Annotated in this window: 17 protein-coding genes; 6 read left to right on the forward strand and 11 right to left on the reverse strand. The window is 43.1% G+C overall.

From position 1 onward, the window contains the following. Positions 1-39 precede the first annotated feature (39 nt). Positions 40-528 (reverse strand): PTS sugar transporter subunit IIA, encoded by a 489-nt coding sequence (locus ACG3M1_RS21210; RefSeq protein ID WP_008816418.1) that lies wholly within the window; start codon positions 526-528, stop codon positions 40-42. 228 nt (positions 529-756) lie between these two features. On the opposite strand from ACG3M1_RS21210, the gene ACG3M1_RS21215 reads away from it, so the two are divergent. After that, complete coding sequence (locus tag ACG3M1_RS21215; RefSeq protein WP_002606228.1) at positions 757-1,473, forward strand: ribulose-phosphate 3-epimerase; 717 nt, start codon at positions 757-759, stop codon at positions 1,471-1,473. Then, on the forward strand, positions 1,442-2,128 hold the full coding sequence (locus ACG3M1_RS21220; RefSeq protein WP_002606229.1) for a YitT family protein: 687 nt from the start codon (positions 1,442-1,444) through the stop codon (positions 2,126-2,128). The genes ACG3M1_RS21215 and ACG3M1_RS21220 overlap by 32 nt, the downstream gene beginning before the upstream one ends. 70 nt (positions 2,129-2,198) lie before the next feature. Here the strand turns inward: ACG3M1_RS21220 and ACG3M1_RS21225 are convergent, their stop codons facing one another. Beyond that, the gene (locus tag ACG3M1_RS21225; RefSeq protein ID WP_227761520.1) at positions 2,199-2,912 is read right to left on the reverse strand and encodes a transposase; all 714 of its coding nucleotides are present in this window, start codon (positions 2,910-2,912) and stop codon (positions 2,199-2,201) included. Between the two features lie 164 nt (positions 2,913-3,076). On the opposite strand from ACG3M1_RS21225, the gene ACG3M1_RS21230 reads away from it, so the two are divergent. Further along, positions 3,077-3,931 carry an RNA polymerase sigma factor gene (locus tag ACG3M1_RS21230; protein ID WP_002606231.1) on the forward strand — a complete coding sequence of 285 codons (855 nt, stop codon included), beginning with the start codon at positions 3,077-3,079 and terminating at the stop codon, positions 3,929-3,931. A gap of 1 nt (position 3,932) precedes the next feature. Next, positions 3,933-4,610, forward strand: coding sequence for a DUF2461 domain-containing protein (locus tag ACG3M1_RS21235; protein ID WP_008816416.1), 678 nt, complete (start codon positions 3,933-3,935; stop codon positions 4,608-4,610). A 235-nt stretch (positions 4,611-4,845) separates the two neighbouring features. On the opposite strand, the gene alsE is transcribed toward ACG3M1_RS21235, so the two are convergent. The 8 genes from alsE to ACG3M1_RS21275 all read right to left on the reverse strand — a co-directional run bounded on the left by alsE (position 4,846) and on the right by ACG3M1_RS21275 (position 13,883). After that, on the reverse strand, positions 4,846-5,547 hold the full coding sequence (gene alsE, locus ACG3M1_RS21240) for a D-allulose 6-phosphate 3-epimerase (protein ID WP_008816415.1): 702 nt from the start codon (positions 5,545-5,547) through the stop codon (positions 4,846-4,848). Positions 5,548-5,610: 63 nt separating this feature from the next. Further along, positions 5,611-6,603 (reverse strand): LacI family DNA-binding transcriptional regulator, encoded by a 993-nt coding sequence (locus ACG3M1_RS21245; RefSeq protein ID WP_008816414.1) that lies wholly within the window; start codon positions 6,601-6,603, stop codon positions 5,611-5,613. 580 nt (positions 6,604-7,183) lie between these two features. Beyond that, entirely contained in the window at positions 7,184-8,191 is a 1,008-nt protein-coding gene (locus ACG3M1_RS21250; protein ID WP_008816413.1) for a hypothetical protein, read from the reverse strand. Further along, entirely contained in the window at positions 8,188-8,856 is a 669-nt protein-coding gene (locus ACG3M1_RS21255) for an ABC transporter ATP-binding protein (RefSeq protein WP_009588403.1), read from the reverse strand. The genes ACG3M1_RS21250 and ACG3M1_RS21255 overlap by 4 nt, the downstream gene beginning before the upstream one ends. Then, positions 8,834-9,466, reverse strand: a complete 633-nt coding sequence (locus tag ACG3M1_RS21260; RefSeq protein WP_008816411.1) for a MerR family transcriptional regulator — start codon at positions 9,464-9,466, stop codon at positions 8,834-8,836. Before ACG3M1_RS21260 ends, ACG3M1_RS21255 begins: the two co-directional genes overlap by 23 nt. A gap of 205 nt (positions 9,467-9,671) precedes the next feature. Next, a complete protein-coding gene (locus ACG3M1_RS21265; RefSeq protein ID WP_008816410.1) occupies positions 9,672-10,184 on the reverse strand; it encodes a ferritin in 513 nt (170 codons plus the stop codon). A gap of 99 nt (positions 10,185-10,283) precedes the next feature. Beyond that, on the reverse strand, positions 10,284-11,717 hold the full coding sequence (locus tag ACG3M1_RS21270; RefSeq protein WP_009588425.1) for a DEAD/DEAH box helicase: 1,434 nt from the start codon (positions 11,715-11,717) through the stop codon (positions 10,284-10,286). Between the two features lie 771 nt (positions 11,718-12,488). Next, positions 12,489-13,883 (reverse strand): MATE family efflux transporter, encoded by a 1,395-nt coding sequence (locus ACG3M1_RS21275; protein ID WP_009269917.1) that lies wholly within the window; start codon positions 13,881-13,883, stop codon positions 12,489-12,491. 165 nt (positions 13,884-14,048) lie between these two features. On the opposite strand from ACG3M1_RS21275, the gene ACG3M1_RS21280 reads away from it, so the two are divergent. Then, entirely contained in the window at positions 14,049-15,038 is a 990-nt protein-coding gene (locus ACG3M1_RS21280) for a P1 family peptidase (protein WP_009269918.1), read from the forward strand. 65 nt (positions 15,039-15,103) lie between these two features. Here the strand turns inward: ACG3M1_RS21280 and ACG3M1_RS21285 are convergent, their stop codons facing one another. Continuing rightward, the gene (locus ACG3M1_RS21285) at positions 15,104-16,984 is read right to left on the reverse strand and encodes a DNA/RNA helicase domain-containing protein (protein WP_395814569.1); all 1,881 of its coding nucleotides are present in this window, start codon (positions 16,982-16,984) and stop codon (positions 15,104-15,106) included. Positions 16,985-17,156: 172 nt separating this feature from the next. Here ACG3M1_RS21285 and cas3 point away from each other — a divergent pair, with 172 nt between their 5' ends. After that, positions 17,157-19,487 (forward strand): CRISPR-associated helicase Cas3', encoded by a 2,331-nt coding sequence (cas3, locus tag ACG3M1_RS21290; protein WP_227761437.1) that lies wholly within the window; start codon positions 17,157-17,159, stop codon positions 19,485-19,487. Positions 19,488-19,880: the final 393 nt, after the last annotated feature.

Here is a 19,880-nt window from a genome sequence, read left to right on the forward strand (position 1 = left end):
TGTCCCCTGAAGTGATACCGTCTACAAGCCGCCACGCTTTTATGGCAGTGTATAGGTTACTGCGACGCTTTCTCCACCCTTAACTTCGACAGGCTCCTCTCTGCGGAATTCTGCATAGCTGTCTTTATTTGTGAAAATGACGATAACACTCAGATCATATCCCTTTGATAACAGATATTCACGATCCATTTTCAACAGCGGCTCACCTTTTTTCACGTGCTTCCCCTGCTCACACAGACAGGTGAAGCCGTTTCCGTTTTCGTTTACCGTATCGATTCCGACATGAATCAGAATTTCCATACCGTTTTTCAAAGTAAGACCGACTGCGTGGTTGCTGGGAAACAGCATGGTTATATCTGCATCGGCACATGCATATACGGTATCACCTGTAGAAGCGATGGCAAAGCCGTCTCCCATCATCTTCTGAGAAAATACAGGATCCTTTACATCTTCAATCGGAATCAGTGTTCCGTCCACAACAGCAAGAAGCTCCTCCCTGCTCTTTTCTTTCTTTCTAAATCCGAACATATGTCATACCTCCTGATGAAATATTTATTACAAGTATATCTTACCTGTTTCCTGCATGTATTACAATCATTTCACTGTTATTTTCGCAGCCTTTTCTATGTGGTAATTTCTTACAGCAATGTTTATAAATTGCCTTATTGATACGGATGGCGTTTCCACATCCTGCGATTGCGGAAGTTCAGCGAAGTAGCGTACAATAAGGGTGCGAAAAGAAGGAGGAACTTACTTATGAAACATATCAAAATTGCAGCTGGTCTTGCACACGTTAATTATGGAAGAATTGCGGATCTGGTTAAGGAAGTCAGTGATGCCGGAGTTGACTATATTCACTCTGACGCAGCTGACATGCACGATCTTCAAAACATGAAGCTGATGGGTGGTCATCAGATTATCGCGGGTATTCGTCCGGAGACAGACAAGCCGATCGAATGTCACATTTATACAGTTAGTATGGACAGAATGTTCATCGAACAGATTGACGAGGCGGGAGCAGATATGCTGATCATTCCTGCGGAGCACTTTATCGGCGCACAACTGGCTTATATCATCAACTGGTGCCGTGAACGCCACATCAAGGTTGGTCTGACACTGGGCTGCTATACACCGTTATGCTTCGTTGAGGAAAGCATTTATGATATTGACCGTTTGCACATCGTAACACACGGTGTAGATGAAACCGATGGAAAAGACAACTGGGGATGGAGAAAGAGTGCCATTGATCTTGTACAGCGTGCACGCAAGATGATTGACGAGAAAAATCCAAAATGTGAGCTGGCGGTTGACGGTGGTCTTCGTGCCGATAATATGGACAAGCTGATTGAATGCAATCCGGATGTCATCGTTCTGTCCAGTGCTATTTTCAAGGATCCAGATGGAGCAGCAGCTGGTGTGAAGAAATGCAGAGCCGCAATCGATGCAGCAGCAGAAAAATACGGTCTTGAATAATACAAAGAACTCTCCCGCTGAGAGTTCTTTTAAAGAAAGCTCCATCCTGACACTGGTGAAGGATTACGGATGGATCACGTTTGCTGCTGCCATTACCGCTGTTGCGGTTAATTTCTTCTTCACCTCGACCGGACTGGCACCGGGGGGTATTACCGGTCTTTCCCTGGTTTGCTCCACCGTATTCGGTATTCCGGTTTCCACGATGTCTCTTTGTATCTCCATACCGCTGCTGATCTTATCCACCATCGTACTGGGGAAAAGCTTTGGTATCAAAACGTTGTATATTACACTGGCAACACCGCTGTTTATGAAATTAATTCCCTCCATTCATACAACACAGTTCCTTCTGGATATCCATCCGCTTCTGGAATTGGCGGTTGCCGGTCTTCTCGGGGGACTGCTGGTTGGGGCTGCCATCGGTATCGCCTTAAACCACGCCTGTGCAACCGGAGGTACGGATGTCATAGCGCTGTTGATTCAGTATGTTTTTAAATTCCTAAAGGTCAGTGTGATTCTGTTCTTCCTGGATGGCTCTGTTGTGATTGCCTCCGGTGTGATTACACAGAATGCATTGATCTCCGTATTCAGCTTCCTGTCTCTGATGGTCATCATCCAGACGATCAGCTTTGTGACAAAGCATAAGCTGAGTGCGTGAACTACCGCCAGCTAAAGAGCAGGGGCTTCTAATGAATGCTTACACATCCATCAAAACGTTTTGTTCGTGTTCAGATACACGTAACTGGCACGTTCACCGTACCTCTACTCCATCGCTCTCGCTCTGGCATACATGGATATACTTTTCGTATGATATTGCTTGCTCCATTGATATCGGCATTCATTAGAATGCCGTTTTTGCTTCTGTACAATCCTCGCTTGATTCTTTTCCCTGTGAAGGTGTGTGTTACATCGTTTCCATAGACTGGTATTTGATCCTCGTCAATGGAACTAGCCTTCGATTGTATTGCTTCTTCACAGACCACGACTCTGATTCCTGCCGCTTCTCCTTTGTATTTGATCATTTCGATCAGCGTATGAAACGGTATCTGAACAAATGTCTGATTGTTCTTCTTCCCCATATGGATACGCTTCTTCCAACCCGCATGATTCCCTACGACGATAACTTCGATTCCTTCCTTCACACATAGATCTATTATTTTTCTTGATGCTTTGTGCAGGATATCCTTTACACGTCGATTTCGCTTTTCGCTGATACGTTTCATTCGTTTTGTTTGATGGATGCCTTTGCTATCCTTCTTTCCAGTTCTTAGCAGTGAGCGATAATGTGCGATCTGTTTGTTAAAGTATTGATTGACTGCTTTTATTTCATTTCCTTTTATCAGCACAGGGCGGTGTCCGCTCGTAAACGCAATTGCTGTCAGATTATCGACACCAATATCTATGCCGGCTACTCTTCTATATCTGTATAAAGCAGCCGATATTCTTTAAACTACGTAATTTTATAACCTGTAATGTATGGCTGATATAAGATGTGACTATGGACTGCTTGACATTCTCCAGAATACTTTTACACTAAGAGTAAGAATTTGTCACAATGTGCACACACTTCCGTCTAATTATAGGAAGAGTAAAGGAGGCTGATATTATGCAGCAGGAGGAATTAAACAAACGAATTGATCAGGCGGTTCAGGGGGATCGCCTTGCACTGGAGGAGGTTCTGACAGAAATACAGGATATGGTATTCAATCTGTCACTGCGTATGCTGGGAACCATAGCGGATGCACAGGATGCCGCTCAGGAAATCCTCATTAAGGTTATGACCAGTATTTCCACCTTTCGCAAAGAAAGCAGATTTCAAACCTGGGTGTATCGTATCGCTGTGAATTATCTGATGGATGTAAAAAGAAGCATGTTCGCAGCGCATCCCCTGGATTTTGATTTTTATGCAAATGATCTGCGGGCAAGCTATGTGCCGGATGAAGAAGAAGCCCTGACGGGATGTACGAGGGAGGAGGCCGCAAGAGAGCTGAAGCTCTCCTGTACCAATGTCATGCTGCAATGCCTGAAGCCGCAGGATCGCTGCATTTACATTCTCGGGACTATGTTTCACATTGACAGTAAAAGTGCCGCAGAAATTCTGGATATGACTCCGGAAGCATACCGGCAGCGCTTATCTCGGGCAAGAAAGCGCATGGCTTCTTTTTTAAGCACCTATTGCGGAGCAGTATCCAATGGATTCTGTCAGTGTGATAAGCGGATTCCCTACGCAGTTATGACACACCGTCTTGAGCCGCAGAATCTGGAATACAGCAGACTGAAAACACTGGATAAGCGGATTCTGAATGAATTCTGTGATCATATGGAGGAGCTGGAGGAGATTATGGACAGCTTCGATCAGCTGCCTGCCTTTCGCTGTACAATGGACGCCAAACAGCTGTTAAGGGAGCTGGTGGATTCAGAGGTCATGAAAAAGGTACAGAATGCAAAGGAGGTGGCCTGATATGTCTATTATGATGGAATACTTGCGCCAGCTACAGAAAAACAACCAGCGGGACTGGTTTCAAAGTCACAAGGAGCTGCGGAAGGAAGCAGAAGCGGAGTTTGAGGAGCTTTTACAGGAGCTGATGGAGCGCATTGCATGCTTCGATTCCTCCATTAACGGCTTTGCGCCGAAAGAGCTGACCTTCAAACAGGTGCGCGACACCCGTTTCAGTAAAGATAAAACTCCGTATCTGCCTGCATTTCGCGCACATATTTCCGCAAAGGGGAAGCTTCCCATACCGGTTGGATATTATATTCATCTAATGCCGGATAATCAAAGCTTTCTGGGAGGAGGATTGTTCGCGGATATGTTCAAGGACGCAACAGCCATGATGCGTGATGCGATTGCCGCAAAGCCGGAAGAGTTTTCCGCCATTATCGAAGCTCCTTCGTTTAAGGATCACTTCACAATTACAGGGACAAAGCTGAAGCGTGTTCCCAAGGGGTATGATCCTGACCACAGCATGGCCTCCTATCTCTGCCACAAAAGCTGGTGTCTTGAATATCCGCTCATGGATAATGAGGTGGAAGACCGCGAGAAGTTTCTCACACTGGCCTGCACCCTGTTTCATGCAATGAAGCCGTTTCATGATTTTATGAATACGGCATTGCAGGATTTTCAGTTCCCGCAGCGATAGAGATATGTATGGATATCAGAAAGAAACATGCTTATAGATGGCTATGGAAAGGTGCTGCTGTCATGATGCTGTATATATGACATTGCACTCATTCATTTTTCACAGCATACATATCTGTGCAAGACGAAGCTGTAAATGACTTTATAAATGATACTACAGAATAAGCAGAAGCTCCCATTTTACATGGATGCCTCTGCTTATTTTGCCTGCATGCTGACTTTATGACAGTCTGCCTCTACAGCTGTTTTCGCAAATGCTGAGTTTTATCTATTTCCCCATGAAACTGCGCAAGCATTTTTTCCCATGCCGCATGCAAATTATCGTCCAGCTGAAACAGACCGGAATTTCCCACGATGAATACTTCCACCCCTGCCTGACGCAGCTCCTGAAAGGTTGCTGCATTGCAGGAGCCATCCACTTCGATTAGATACCGATAGCCATGCTGCAGCTTAAGCGCCTTCGCTTCTTTTATCTTATCCAGCATTTCGCGAATAAAAGCCTGTCCGGCAAAGCCCGGATCAACACTCATAATGGTGATTTTGTCAAGTAAATGAAGATAATGCCGGATATAGGACAGGGGAGTTGCCGGATTCAAAACAATACCGGTCCTGCATCCAAGCTCATGAATCTTATGAAGAATACGAAAGGCATCCGTGTTGATGGTTTCTGCATGCGGCGAAAGAAAGGTGGCTCCTGCCTGGGCAAGCATGGTGATATAGTCATCCGGATGCGTTACCATTAAATGACAGTCCAGCGGTACCCTGCTGACGCGGGCTACTGCTTTGACAAAATCCGGAGATAATGTAATATTCTTTACGAAATGACCATCCATAATGTCAATATGATAAAAATCCGCATGCAGATTCAGAACTTGAATCTGTTCTCTGATTTTCAATAAATCCATACACATGAGAGACGGACTGAACATAGGCTTCATACGTATATCCCCTTCAAGTAAACGTTTACGTATCCTCTTTTTTTAAAGCTCACCTACGTGAGCTCAGGTTGATTCCCTTACACAAAGAGAAACCGGTATGATAAATTCCTGCTTATCCAGCTCATGATGAATCCGCTTCAACAGCGCGTCTCCTGCCGCCTCCGCCATCAGCTCTGTATTTTGTGTAATCGTAGTCAGTGCCGGGTGACAGAACTGTGAAATGGAGACATTGTCAAAGCCGACGATTTTCACCTGATCGGGAACCTGAATATGCTGTGCATGCAATGCGTGCAGACAGGCCAGTGCCATATTGTCATTGGTCGCAAACACGCCGTCAAAGAAGCAGCCTTTCTGCATAAGCAGGTTAGTGACTGTTTTGAATACACTGGCATAATCGCTTTTCGTCATGATTTCCCAGGATTCCTGAAATGCTATCCCCGCTTCTTCCAGCGCTTCCAGGTAGCCGCTTCTTCTCTGCCGAATCGTGGACGCTTTCTTCTGATCTCTTAAAAACAGAATGCTGCGGCACTGCTTTTCGATCAATTCTCTGGCAGCAAGATATCCTCCCTGCCGATTATCGGAATGTACAAAGATGTGCACATCCTCCGGCTTTCGGTCAATATAGACGATCGGTATGGAAAATGCGGATTCCTGTATCGGATTTGCATTCCTTCCTGAGATATAAATGATACCCTCTACCTGCTGCTCCTTCAGATTGCGGATATGCAGCTGTTCGATTTCAATATCCTCATGGGAATCACATATCAAAACAGAATACTGATGTTTGAGAAAGAACAGTTCCAGGTAACGGATGATTCTCGCAAAAAATTCATTGGTGATATCCGGTACGATAACACCGATATTCCTGCTTCTCTGCGTCCGCAAGCCCTGTGCATTTTTATTAAGCTGAAAACCGCATTCCGCAATGACTCTGCGCACACGGGTCTCCGTTTCCTTGGAATAACCGCCCTTTTCATGCAGCACACGGGAAACTGTGGCGGTGGACACCTGCGCCAGACGTGCGATATCAATAATATTATATTTATGCTGTTCCACATCGACACCTCCTTTACGTAAACGTTTAACTAACACATGTATATCATAGCTAAAATAATAGTGGATGTCAATACAGAAGCAGCAGGAGAATGACGAAAGTACACCGCCCTTATGCTATGCGGACATATCATAAGGAAAACCGCTATATAAGAGAACATATAAACAAAGGAAGAAATGAGAGCTTGCAATATCGAGGCGTGTTTATTTCACAGCAGTATAGCCGTCGGGGTAACAAAATAGACCTGACAGACAGGATTCATCATTTTCAGCAATATGATTTACCATAGAATATCCCTGTCTGGTTTTATTTCTTGGGCTGTTTTACATGCAGTGTTTTCTGTACTAAAACAGTGCCACCAATTCTTTTTAAATGGACAGGTCGTATCATCATGAGAGCAAAAAGGAATCAGTGCATCACAAAGGATGAAACTGATCCTTTTGTCTTTGATGAAAAACAAGGTAAATAAGAACCGGAAATTGACAATAATACGGTCATGGATTTTAACGGTTGAATCTATTGCACAAAGCAGGAGCTGATTACAGTTAACACATTATACCTACTCCCGCTATTTTGTGTAGTTCAGCTCCTCTTTCTCTGCATATGCCCGGTATCCTTTATGCAGACAGCATGCATTGTTCTGCTTTCCAAGCAAAGACAGTATATTACATGAAGCAGACATATCACAGCTGCCATCAGTATCAGTAAATTCAGGCTTATCATGAACCATGCCAGGAAAAAGAGAAGCAATGCAAAAGAGAAGGCATGCAGCTTTATGCTTACCTCAATAACAGCGCACCTCTTCCAGTAGGAACGGCTGTGTGTGTCACATTTGCGAAAGATAAATTGCAAAAGCCGATCTGCACCCTTCCGGTATTGCATCAGCATCAGCTGTCCCGGAGTGAATTTCAGATTGGGAAACAGATTGCTCAAAACCATTTCCTGATGCAGCTTACGCCGCATGCATACCGGAAGGAGAATCCATAATCCGATGATGACACTCAGACAGAACAGCAATATCAACGGCCACAGAATGGCAAACGCCGCACTCCACGCTTTACCATTCAACATACAGAAGATGATAAAAACAGGAACAAGTCGCTTCGTAACATTGATAATCGTGATGGTCCCCATGGCTGCCAGATAGCCCTGTGAGGTTTTATAGCAGCCATAAAGAAAGCCTGTCAGATACAGCAGCTGTATACAGAGCAGAAAGGTGAGAAAAGGCGATGCGATTGTTTTCTGTATCACTGCATAAACACCAATACCGATAGCAGCGGCAGGGAGCTGGAACAGCAATAGTATACACAATTTGCAGAGATAGCTTTTACGGCAGGTAAGGGGAAAAGCCAGAAGCACCTGCCAGGAAAGCGGTGGTTCTTCTTCCCATGCAATCTGATAAACAATGCTGAGAAACAGAAAGGATACCAAGCATGCTGCAGCCTGTATCTGCTGATCCTGATATATACTGCCCTCTGTCACCGTAAAGCTGCTTACTCCACTGATGTAGATATAGGCAAGCAAAGCGGCAGGAATCAGATACTTCCATTTTCGGTTGCGAAGCATACGAAGCAGCTCATAGCGAATCATACAGCATCCTCCTCCGGCTGGAAATATTGCATGATTTTCCTATGGTCTTTCGTATCCAGAACCAGATGGTGACCATCCAATGCCAGCAGCCGATTCACAACAGGCAAAATGCCGGATGAGGTATGACTGGTAATCAGGAATACCGTGTTCTCACACTTTTTTGAAATCAGCTCACACAGACCTTCACTGCTTTTCGCATCTATGGCAACAAACGGCTCATCCATGATAATCATATCCGCATTGCTGAGCAGAATACAGGCAATCCCCGCCTTCTGTTCCTGTCCGGAGCTGCACTGGTCCATGCGCTGGTTTAGATAATCAATCGACAGTGCCTGCAGAACCTCCTGTACAGCTGCGTCCTGCACATCCAGATTTTTGCCATGAAAGCAGCGGTAAAAATATCGCAGATTTTCCAATACGGTTAAATGGCGATACAGAGGATGTTCATATGGCAGATATCCAATTGTCATTCCACCTCGTGAAAGGTTCCCGTAATCCGGCGGCAGAAAACCGCAGACTACATTTAACAGCGTACTCTTTCCTGCTCCGTTTTTCCCGGTCAGCAGTATACACCCGTCTCCCTGCTGTATCGTCAGATTCAAATCCTCTAAAATCCATTCCGTATCATAGGCATAGCCTACCTTATTCAGTGTGATCTGTTTCATTGCACACTCTCCTTTTTGTATACAGGGTACGTACCCTCCGTATCCCCATATAAAGCAAATAGTCCAGTGGACTTTCCAGACAGGAGGAAGCTTTCCCAATAACATAAAACACATGAACTAGCAGCATGGCACCAATCACGGCATATAACATATTTCCATTATCAAGCAGAAGCGTCGCAAGCATGACCTCCACAACAATAAATGAAGAAACATTGCGCTTATCGGGCTGCGGTTCCTGAACCTCTTCCCATGCTTCCTCCATTTCCCGATCCGCAGACTGAAGCAGCTCTGTATGTTCTTCCTCCAGTAAGGCTGCAATTCTTTGCATATAAAGATTTTGCAGCTCACACTGCGCAAGCTTTTTCTCCAGCTGTTCCTTCTGCATATCCAGCAGCTGCATATTTTTCTCCTGCAGCAGTTGTTCGATATCCGCAAGCGAAACATCCATTCTTCGCAATATTTTTATCCGCATTAGAATACGGACATGCTCCTGTGTGTAACAGCGATAGCCGTTCTCATCCCGTATAACCTGCAGCAATCCCTTTTTCTCATACAGATTGATTGCTTTTTTACTTAATCCGGTTGTATCCGCAATCTCCTGAATTCTCATATTCTATCACCTCATGTTTGAGGCTATTGTACAGCAGTCCCCAGGGGAACGGTCAATAGCTTATGCTTAATTTATACAAATTTAATAAAGTTTGCCTGAATAATTACAGAAAACAGGCATATTACCAGTAGACAGAGCGGCATCATGCAAGAATACAAAAATGTCTGTAAAAGAATCATCTCTTACAGACAACTGTGTGTTTCTCTTATAATACCAGAGAAGGTGCGCTGTATGCACGGCCAGCCATTTCATTATCCAGCATGTACAAACTCTTAGGATCTGTGCCGAATAATTCGAATTTCTTCACCATATCCTCTGCATTCTTTTCTTCCTCACCCTGTTCCTTTACAAACCAGTCCAGAAACTGCATCGTGCGATAGTCCTTCACCTCATGTGCAGCATCATAAATTGTATGAATCAGGCTGGTTACATAGCGCTCATGCTCCAACGCAAATTCCAGCGGATCCTTTAAGGCACTGCATACTTTATCCGGCTTATCCACCTGTTTCAGTGTGATGTGTTCCCCGTTATTCTGCAAATACTGCAGAAGCAGCATTGCATGATCGCGTTCCTCCTGCGTCTGAATCATGTACCAGTTGGCAAAGCCATCCAGCCCCTGCTCCTGATAATAGAGAGAGAAATCAAGATACAGATATGCGGAGTACAGCTCCTTGTTAATCTGATCATTCAGCAATTCGGATACTTTTTTATCAAGCATAATCATACCTCCTGTGTCTTATAGTATAAGTATACTCTGTATGGTTTGAATCCGGAAGTACCTTTTTACATTTTTTTACAATTTGTGACAGCTGTATGACTACTCCTTTGCGCGCTCCACCTTCAGCTTTTTGCCCTTGATGGTTTTCTGACGCAGCGCACGCAGCACCTGCAAGCCCTTACCATGCAGTATATCCACATAGGACTGATGATCCTGTACCTGGATGACGCCGATATCATCCCCGCAGACCCCTTCTATTTCGCAAATGGCACCAACGATATCCCCGGGGCGGATTTTCTTTGTCTTCCCTCCGCCAAGATACAGCTTCATCATATCCTTGCGCAGCTCCTTCCCTTTTTCCTCTTTTTGAGATTTCGGAATTCCCAGCTTTCTCAATGTCTCAGCGTCCGCAATAACAGCTTCAAGCTCACTGCTGTCATGAAACTCCAGTGCATTCCCCAGATATTCTTCCAGCTCCTGAAGGCGGAAATCATCATATTGTGAAACAAAGGATATCGCGGTACCGCTTCGATCCAGTCTTGCAGAACGGCCGATACGGTGTATGTAGGTCTCTTTTTTATTTGGCATATCGTAATTGATAATATGCGTAACATCCTGTATATCAATGCCTCTTGCGGCAACATCCGTAGCGGTTAGAATACGAAGCTTCCCTAAACGAAAGTCCTTCATATTTTCCAGTCGATCCTCCTGCAGCATACCGCCGTGCAGCTGATCGACACTGATGCCCTTATCATACAGCATACGGCATATTTCGCGAACATGCTCCTGTGTCTTTGCGAAGATGATACAGGATTCGGGAAGCTCCCTGCATAACAGCTTCAGCAGTGCCTGCGGCTTTTCGTGTTCCTTCAAACGGTATGCATAATGATGCATCTGCTCACTGACGGAGGTCTGCGACTCGATTTCCACAACTTCCGCCTGCTTCAGAAAGTCATGTGCAAGCTCCTGTATTTCCTGTGGCAGTGTTGCGGAGAACATGCAGACAGACGCGTTTTTTGGAAGACGAAAGAATATCTTCTGGACAGTTTCGATAAACCCCATATTCAGCATTTCATCCGCTTCATCGATAATGATATAGCGGATTTTTTCTGTTCGAAGGGTTCCCTGCTCCAGATGGTCAAGCACTCTTCCCGGTGTTCCTGCGACAACATGGGTCCGCTGCTTTACATCCTGTGCCTGAAAACGGAAAGGCTGCTTCCCGAATACGGCAGCCGTCTTAATGCGCTTATAGGCACCGATGTTATCAAATTCTCCCTTGATCTGCAGGGCAAGCTCTCTGGTCGGACTCAGTACCAAAGCCTGAGGTGAGCGTTCCTCCCAGATCAGGTCCTGTATGATAGGTATCGCAAAGGATGCGGTCTTTCCACTTCCAGTTCTGGATTTCACCAGAATATCCTTCTTTTCCAGCATGAGCGGTATGACAGCCTCCTGTACCGGCAGCGGACTTTGATAGCCCAGTGTATGCAGAGCCTCACAGATGGAGGCATCCAGCTTATAATCTTCAAATTTCATGTTTATCACCTATATGTTTCAGCTTTCCTACCTATTATACGGGATAACGTATGGAAACGCAAAGACAGTCTGCAGGAAATATTACAAAACTGTAATCTTGCTGTAAGCAGAAACACACGACAAACCAGTGTGCATACGATATAATGCAGATAGAAAGAAGGAGGAGATGGAGATGAAAAAGCTGTTGAGCTGGATTGGCACTGCACTCTGTTTGGCATTCTTTGGATATCATGCCTGAACATCTGATTTGACATCTTTCCTTTTTCATTGCAATAGGCGCCAAGAGGCGCTTTTTTTTGCTTACCTGTTTTCAGCCTTAATCAAATGAAGCAACAACCACGGCAGCTATGTAAAAGGAGAATGGCTGCGGATACTCATGTTGCTTTCTGATTCTGAATGAAATGCACAGGATTTTATATAAGATGTAAGGAACAGTATGATTATTGGTATTTGCTTAACAATAAAATCAGAATATGATGTTGTCTGTATGCGACGTTATACAGAACGAAATAAACGATTAGCCTGTCAATCAGCTAACAGGATTGTAAGCAAAGTGTAAGTAAATTCACACGACGAAGCAAAGTTCTTCCGGTATACTATAGGTGTAAGACAGGAGGGACGCTACCATGAATAAATTCATAGAAATTGCAGAAGCTATCGCATGTATCCTGTTTCTGGGATACCGTGAGGAAAACTTTATCCGATAACTTCCCACAGCAGTATCGCGCTGTGTAATATAGATCAGGCACCCTGCTGTTGCATGGGTGCCCTTTATATTTCTTTTACAGTTTCTTCTGAAGGCTGTATCTTTTCTGTTTCTGTAAGAATCGCGGAGTGCTCCCAGCGATGTCTGAGATAAATGGCTTGTGCCAGTATACATTCAAAGATATTGCTGAGCAGCATTGCCAGCCATATTCCTGTAATGCCAAGGCTCGTAAAGCGATGAAACAGCAGAATCATCGGAATGCGGAATGCCCAAAGACGCATCATGGATAAGATAAAGGTATAATTCGTATGACCGGAGCCATTGAACACGCCATCATTCAGGTTGATATACCATCCCATGAAAACACCGCACAGCAAGGCAAAAAATGCATATTCCTGTGTTAGCTCCATAAGCTGCGTAGATGCGTTTGGTACAAACAAGTGTATAAACGGTGTGATTACGAGCATTCCGATAATGGTCAGAGTAGATGAGAAAAGTGTTGACAGCTTCATCGCTGTATGAAATGCCTTTCGTGCACGCTCTGTATTGCCGGCTCCCAGATTCTGACCGACAAAGGTTGCCAGTACAGCTCCGATCGACATGACGGGAATATAGGCAAGCGTCACCATTTTTGCGCCGACACCGTATGCCGATATGGCAACAGCACCATAGTAGACGATATATTTGTTCATGATGACAAAGCCCAGATTTTCAAGAAACTGACCGCTTGCGGCAGGTATACAAAGCTTCAGTATGATTTTTCCATCCGCTGCATGAAACGGATATGCCCGAAAATCGATATGTACAGGAAAGGCTTTATCATGCAGACGCCGCCATGCAATCGGTACCATAACCAGCTTGGATACAACCGTGGCAATCGCAGCACCAAGGATACCGAAGTGAAAAACAAAAATGAATATCGGATCCATAATAGCATTCAGCAGGGAAGCGCACATATTCAGCTTTACACCGGATCGGCTGTCCCCCGCACTCTGTCGCATTGCCATATAGAGGTTCAGCATAAGAAGGCCGATATAGTCAAAGGAAATTCCGAGCAGATATTGATAACTGGCATCATAAATTTCCTTCGGGGTATCCAGCCAGCTTAGAATCGGATGCAGCAGAAGCAGTGTTCCTATGCTCAGTACAATGGCAAAGCCTATCGCAAAGTATAGAAGAGCAGTAGCGAAACGACAGGCATCCCCCTTTTGATTGGCCCCAAGCCGTGTGGATAGTAAAGCAATCGCAGCCGCACTAAGCCCCATGGCAACACTTTGTGCACACCACATAATAGGACCGACAAGCGAAACGGCGCCAACCTGAAGCTCACCAAGCTGTCCGACCCAGAAGGTATCAATGATATTGTAGAGGGAGTTGACCAGATTCAGCACGAACAGCGGTACAGCCATGCGCAGCAATGCCTTTGTCAGATTTCCCTGTAATATACCCTTTTCCTGCATCGGTATCTCCCCTTTCTGTATTGTTATATCATAGCATATTTTCTACCCTTCGCCTATAGATATAGAGGGGTGAAAAAATAAGAAGACGGTGTGTTTCATTCTTTTTCATAAATAAATGTTAAACAGTATGCTGCATGTGATATCCTTATAATGCGAGGTGAGTATATGAAAAAGGGTTATAGAAATAAGATAACGGATGTTAAAGGCGTCCGTGTCGGACATAAAACAATAGCGGCGGATAACGTACAGACCGGTGTTACGGTAATCCTGCCGACAGAGGGTGATATTTTTCGTGAGAAGCTGACAGCTTCATGCCATGTGATCAATGGCTTTGGAAAGACCGGCGGATTGATACAGCTGGAGGAGCTTGGTGTACTGGAAAGTCCGATCGCATTGACAAATACGCTGTGTGTGGGGACTGTTCAGCAGGCATTGGTGCGCTATATGCTGCAGGATCATCCGGAAATCGGTACGACGAGCGGCACTGTGAATGTAGTGGTTGGGGAATGCAATGACGGATATCTGAATGATATACGGGCATGCAGCATTCAGGAGTCAAATGTATATGAGGCGATTGCGGATGCAGGGAAGGATTTTGCACTTGGGGCTGTGGGAGCAGGTCGCGGTATGAGTTGCTTCGAAATGAAGGGAGGTATCGGTTCCGCGTCAAGAGTGCTGGAATTGAATGGAGAAGAATATACGGTGGGGCTTCTCGTCTTATCTAATTTCGGATTAAAGAATGATTATATCAAGGAAAACGTATCCTTTCATGATTCTGTGAAGGAACAGGTGGAGCAGGGCAGTATTATAATAATCCTGGCAACAGATATACCAATGTCCGACAGACAGCTGAAGCGTGTATGCAAACGTATGCCGGTGGCACTCGCCCGCCTTGGTTCACATCTGGGAAATGGCAGTGGCGATATTGCGATTGCCTTTTCCACAGCAAATAAAATTCCTCATTCCGCTGATTGCTCATTTATATCGCAAACTATTCTTCATGAGCAGCAGATTGACAAGGTTTTCCGTGCTGGCATCGAAGCCTGTGAGGAAGCGATACAAAGCTCTCTGGACGCTGCGGAAACGGTAGTCGGAAGAGAGGGCCATTGCAGGTATAGCTTAAAGGATACTGTAGCAAAAATGAAGAAAGGATAAGACCGTTAGTAAACAGTATCAAGAATGAGAAAGGGTGATGCCTGAAATTGCTTCACCCTTTTTGACTATGCATCTGCTATTGACATTTTGATGTACTTTTGCAGTTCTGAATCACAGCAATAGATATAGCACCCCTTCATCCCTCTTGTCATCAACGTGTAATACGTATTCAGTATAATCTGTCGTTCAATATGTTTTGCCTTCTCCGGATTCTCACGATACAGCTTTTTCAGCCCCTTTACAGAAGAATCCGTTTTCGCTCTTTGCCTGTAGTCAGTCACAAGCTCATTGTTTTCATAGCGAAGATCTTCACCAATAATAACTCCTACATAATCAAATTCAAGCCCCTGTGTAGTATGAATGCACCCTACTTGATGAACAGATCCCTGACTTATTGCATATGGATCACCAGCATCCAGATTCCAGCTCATTTTGAAATCACCAATTACAATGTCATCGTGATTCGGATCACTTCTACCGGCTTTTTCCCACTCCCAGCAGTATCCCGCCAATATTCTGGCTTTCCCTGATTCATCATTTTTTTCATAAATCATAGCTCTTAATTCATTTGGATCATCAATGACACGAAAATCAAAGCTGATATCCTTGAAATTGAAATTTGCTGTTTCTTCCAGCTGCAGCATATTTCTTATCCAGGCAAGATATCCATCCGATCCGTTACAGCGAAACTGTGAATGTAATTCATATTGTATAACCTCTGCATTTTGTAGCTGTGCCTGTTTCTGAAACTCGGAGATACTTCCAAAATCACGAAAATGAACACGCTGATAGGGATCGATAAAGAAAACGGTAAAGAGTGATGAACTTATCAGCTCCTGTATCTGGTTTTCACCTTTTTGAAACATACCTGATTTTTCTCGTAATCTATGCGCTTCATCCACAATCAAAAAATCATAATCATTTGGTTGCTGCTGATAAAATTTATCCGGTGCAGCGAACAGTGATTTGATTTTGTTTTTCTTCATTTTACCAGCAAGTCTATCTATATACACGTTGCGTGGAGCCGCATTCTTTGTTATATATTGTCCAAACATGTCTTCCTTCAGCAGATTCACCATCGCATTTACAGCAATCACGGACTTCCCTGTTCCTGAGCCGCCTTTTGCAATCATTACCCGTTTCCTTTTATCCTTTTGACACAATTTAGCCATATAAAGGATTTCTTCATAGACCACTTTCTGTGTATCTAGCATCGTAAATACCTGATTACCATCCAGCATAGAAGAAATGCAGTCCTGAAGGCTCTTGGAGGGTCGAATTCTGCCATTCTCTATTAGAAACAGCACCTCCTTACGATCCCCTTGTTTTAAATGCTTTTTGATAAATTCCCGCAGTCTAGGAATTTCTCCCTGTGTGAATAATGGTGATTTCTCAATACATGTATTGTAAATTGGATTTATGATATTTTGCTCTTTCTTTAAATCATAGTTATGCAGATATGCACAAGGGTACAGCTGTATGTCTTTTTTCCCTACTTCTTCGATATAATCATTCATATGCTGTACATAGGACCAGGCCTGATAACAGGGATGTACAACACGATGCACTCCTTTTCCCAGCGCTGTCATTACCTCGGTATTTATCAAATCCTCGCGGTTGAATACCGTTTCCACACGCTCCCATTGCTTTAGCTCGATGATAATAGCACTTGCCTTCCCATCATGATTATATCCGGACATAATAAAATCCACACGCTTGTTTGTTTTTGGAATATTATATTCAATAGCTACTCCGCAGGTATCCGGTATAGTAGGGTCATTCAATACCTTGTACATATATTGAAGTGAATTTTTCCACGAGGTTACTTCTTTTTTACTCGTATGGATGTGCATACGCTCATAAAGCTTTTCCTCTAAAAGATGAGGTATTTTATCAAGGTCCATATCCATTTTGAAATCATATTTTGTCCCTTCGTATATTAACATATTTAATTACCTCCATAAGTACAGGCTATTTTACCATTCTCTTACATTATACCTTAGTTATCAATTTATTCAATGAAACATTGATATTGACACGCCTTCATGTAAGCGCTATTATGGAATAGACAGGGGTGGGAGCATGAACATATTGGCACATATAAATAGCAATCAGGAAATGCAGTCATTACAGGAGCACAGCGAACATACCTTTACAGCGATTAAAGAATATGCAGCTGCAAGAGGTCTGACAAATTGCATGAAGCTGACTGCTTTTTTGCATGATTGCGGCAAGGCTTCCAGGGAATTTCAGAAGTACATAACAAAAGCAGCAATGGAAAATATATTTCTTCCCAAGGTTAATCATTCATCAGCCGGCGCGCAGATTCTGCTTGAGGTGTGCAGATCTTACAGTGATATGAGTGAGTGTCTGGTAAAACTCATGTTAGCAAATGCAATTGTTTCTCATCATGGGTTATGTGATTTCATAAATGTGCATGGTGATAATGCCTTGCGCAGCCGGTGTTATCCGAAAAAAGCATTGGATATGGAACACATTACCGCCTTTATGAATGACTTTATTTCCACAGAGGAATTGGAAAATCTTTTCCGTGCAGCGCATAAGGAACTTTCGGTCTATCTTGCAAATTTCATGAAGCAAAAAACGGCTCAAGATGCGAAGGACTATTATTTTTATATTGGAGCTTTACAACGACTTCTCATGTCTTTACTAATTCATGGAGATCGTGAAGATACTCGCAATTTCATGGAACACACACAAACAATCGTTTATACAGAAGATACTATATGGCAAGCAGCAACAGATAAGCTTGAGAGTCATTTAGCTGAGATAACTGCAAATTCCTCTTTCAATCCAATCAATGAATTGCGTGCCAGTATCTCTGATCAGTGTAAAGCATTTAGCAGCCATTCTCCTGGTATTTATCGTCTGTCCTGTCCAACTGGCTCAGGTAAAACGCTCGCATCACTTCGTTATGCTCTACATCATGCGAAAAAATACCATAAGAAGCATATCATTTATGTTGCACCCTTTAAGACCATATTGGAACAAAATGCGGAAGTGATGAAGCAATTTTTCAATGAAGATCTTGTTTTGGAGCATCATTCCAATATTATCCCATCTCAATATACAGATTATGATTACTACAGTTCCTCCTGGAATAAGCCCGTAATTTTGACGACAGCAGTTCGTCTGTTCGATGTGATGTTTAAAGATCGAACAACGGATGTACGCAGGTTTCATCAGTTAGCCGACTCTGTACTCATTATAGATGAAGCTCAGAAAATACCAGTTCAAACAATATCGATGTTTAATGAAATGATGAACTTTCTTGCTTATAATTGTAATACTACGGTGGTATTATGTACGGCAACACAGCCATTATTGGAAACTACCACCTATCCTATCAAGTTGGCTTCAGAATCTGAAATTGTAAAACAGACAAAGGAAATGCAGGAACAATTTAAGCGTGTCCATATAGAAGATGCCTGTCGCAGGGGCGGCTATTCAATTGCTGATTTATCAGATTTTATATTTCAAAAGCTGCAGCCCGGCTGCAGCATGCTGGTGATTGTCAATACAAAAGCAGAGGCACTAAATTTATATCGAGCTTGTGAGCAGCATCATGAAATAGACGGACTTCATCTATATCATTTATCTACTAGCATGTGTCCGGAGCATCGCCATCTTACATTGGAGGATTTAAAAGAGCATATGGAACAAAAAGATACTGTGTTGTGTATAGCGACTAATCTGATCGAAGCAGGAGTCGATATAGATTGTGATGTTGTCATACGTTCCCTATGCGGACTTGATAGTATTCTTCAGGCTGCTGGCAGATGCAATAGAAATGGTAAAAATTCAGAGTTAGGGACTGTCTATCTCATCAATTCCAATGAAGAACATATCGAAAAACTTAAGGATGTAAGAAAAGGACAGAATGAAACAGATATTTTATTATCACAACTACATGCTTCCAAAGAGGGAAACCGTGTGGATGAGCTTTTAACACTCCCCTTCATACGTCAGTATTATGATTCCTATTTGTTTGATCGCAGACAGGATACGGAATATTCAACAAAGATTGAGAATCGTAAAGTTTCCTTATTTGATCTATTTTCGCGAATAGGGAGTAAAAAGGAATCTGATGATCTTGCTCATCCTTGTCTGGGGCACGCATTAAAGAGTGCGGGAGAAAAATTTGAAATGATTGATTCTCAGAGTATTGGTGTTTTGGTTCCGTACAAAGATGGCGAGAAATTGATTAATCAGCTGAATAGTTCCATTAGCAATGCAGAAAAGTATGGACTGCTTGATAAGACACAGCGCTTTATGGTGAATGTTTATGAACACAAGTATAAGGAGCTGGAGAAGGAAGATATGATTTATCAGCTTGAGTTTAACGGCATGCTGGTTTTGAGGGATGGGTTTTATAAGAAGGATACAGGGTTGGAGGTTAGGAAGGAGTTAGAGGATATGTTTGTGTAAATAGAAAAAGGCATTTAGCCTTTCCTAAAACATAAATCATAAATACACAAATAAATTTAAATCCACAGTTTATAACTGACATACTTATTATATGGTCAATAATTTAATAAGTCAAAGAAAATAAAAACATAACAACATATCAAAAAATTACGAATCATTTCATATTTTCTTACATATATTTTCATCTTCTTATTAGTATAATTATTTGTTATAATAATGCCATAGGAAGCATGTAAGGGCTTTCTATATCCTGTGTTCAATCAAGATTTTTATTACAAATTAGGAGGTGTGAATCGTAAATCATGAAGAACTCTTGTAAAAGAAGAGATGAAGATGATGGCTATGTGCTACTACATAAAGGTTTTATGAATATAACCTTTAGAATCATTTATT

The organism is Clostridium sp. 10cd* (assembly GCF_044336395.1).
Lineage (GTDB): Bacteria > Bacillota_I > Bacilli_A > Erysipelotrichales > Erysipelotrichaceae > Clostridium_AQ > Clostridium_AQ innocuum.

Bases quoted from the DNA above. Each gene is read 5' to 3' on its own strand.
- ACG3M1_RS21260 (WP_008816411.1), bottom strand. From the start codon at position 9,466: ATGAGAATTCAGGAGATTGCGGATACAACCGGATTAAGTAAAAAAGCA.
- ACG3M1_RS21220 (WP_002606229.1), top strand. From the start codon at position 1,442: ATGCAGCAGCAGAAAAATACGGTCTTGAATAATACAAAGAACTCTCCC.
- ACG3M1_RS21210 (WP_008816418.1), bottom strand. From the start codon at position 528: ATGTTCGGATTTAGAAAGAAAGAAAAGAGCAGGGAGGAGCTTCTTGCT.
- ACG3M1_RS21265 (WP_008816410.1), bottom strand. From the start codon at position 10,184: ATGCTTGATAAAAAAGTATCCGAATTGCTGAATGATCAGATTAACAAG.
- ACG3M1_RS21270 (WP_009588425.1), bottom strand. From the start codon at position 11,717: ATGAAATTTGAAGATTATAAGCTGGATGCCTCCATCTGTGAGGCTCTG.
- ACG3M1_RS21255 (WP_009588403.1), bottom strand. From the start codon at position 8,856: ATGAAACAGATCACACTGAATAAGGTAGGCTATGCCTATGATACGGAA.
- ACG3M1_RS21215 (WP_002606228.1), top strand. From the start codon at position 757: ATGAAACATATCAAAATTGCAGCTGGTCTTGCACACGTTAATTATGGA.
- alsE (WP_008816415.1), bottom strand. From the start codon at position 5,547: ATGAAGCCTATGTTCAGTCCGTCTCTCATGTGTATGGATTTATTGAAA.
- ACG3M1_RS21280 (WP_009269918.1), top strand. From the start codon at position 14,049: ATGAAAAAGGGTTATAGAAATAAGATAACGGATGTTAAAGGCGTCCGT.
- cas3 (WP_227761437.1), top strand. From the start codon at position 17,157: ATGCAGTCATTACAGGAGCACAGCGAACATACCTTTACAGCGATTAAA.
- ACG3M1_RS21275 (WP_009269917.1), bottom strand. From the start codon at position 13,883: ATGCAGGAAAAGGGTATATTACAGGGAAATCTGACAAAGGCATTGCTG.
- ACG3M1_RS21230 (WP_002606231.1), top strand. From the start codon at position 3,077: ATGCAGCAGGAGGAATTAAACAAACGAATTGATCAGGCGGTTCAGGGG.
- ACG3M1_RS21285 (WP_395814569.1), bottom strand. From the start codon at position 16,984: ATGTTAATATACGAAGGGACAAAATATGATTTCAAAATGGATATGGAC.
- ACG3M1_RS21235 (WP_008816416.1), top strand. From the start codon at position 3,933: ATGTCTATTATGATGGAATACTTGCGCCAGCTACAGAAAAACAACCAG.
- ACG3M1_RS21250 (WP_008816413.1), bottom strand. From the start codon at position 8,191: ATGATTCGCTATGAGCTGCTTCGTATGCTTCGCAACCGAAAATGGAAG.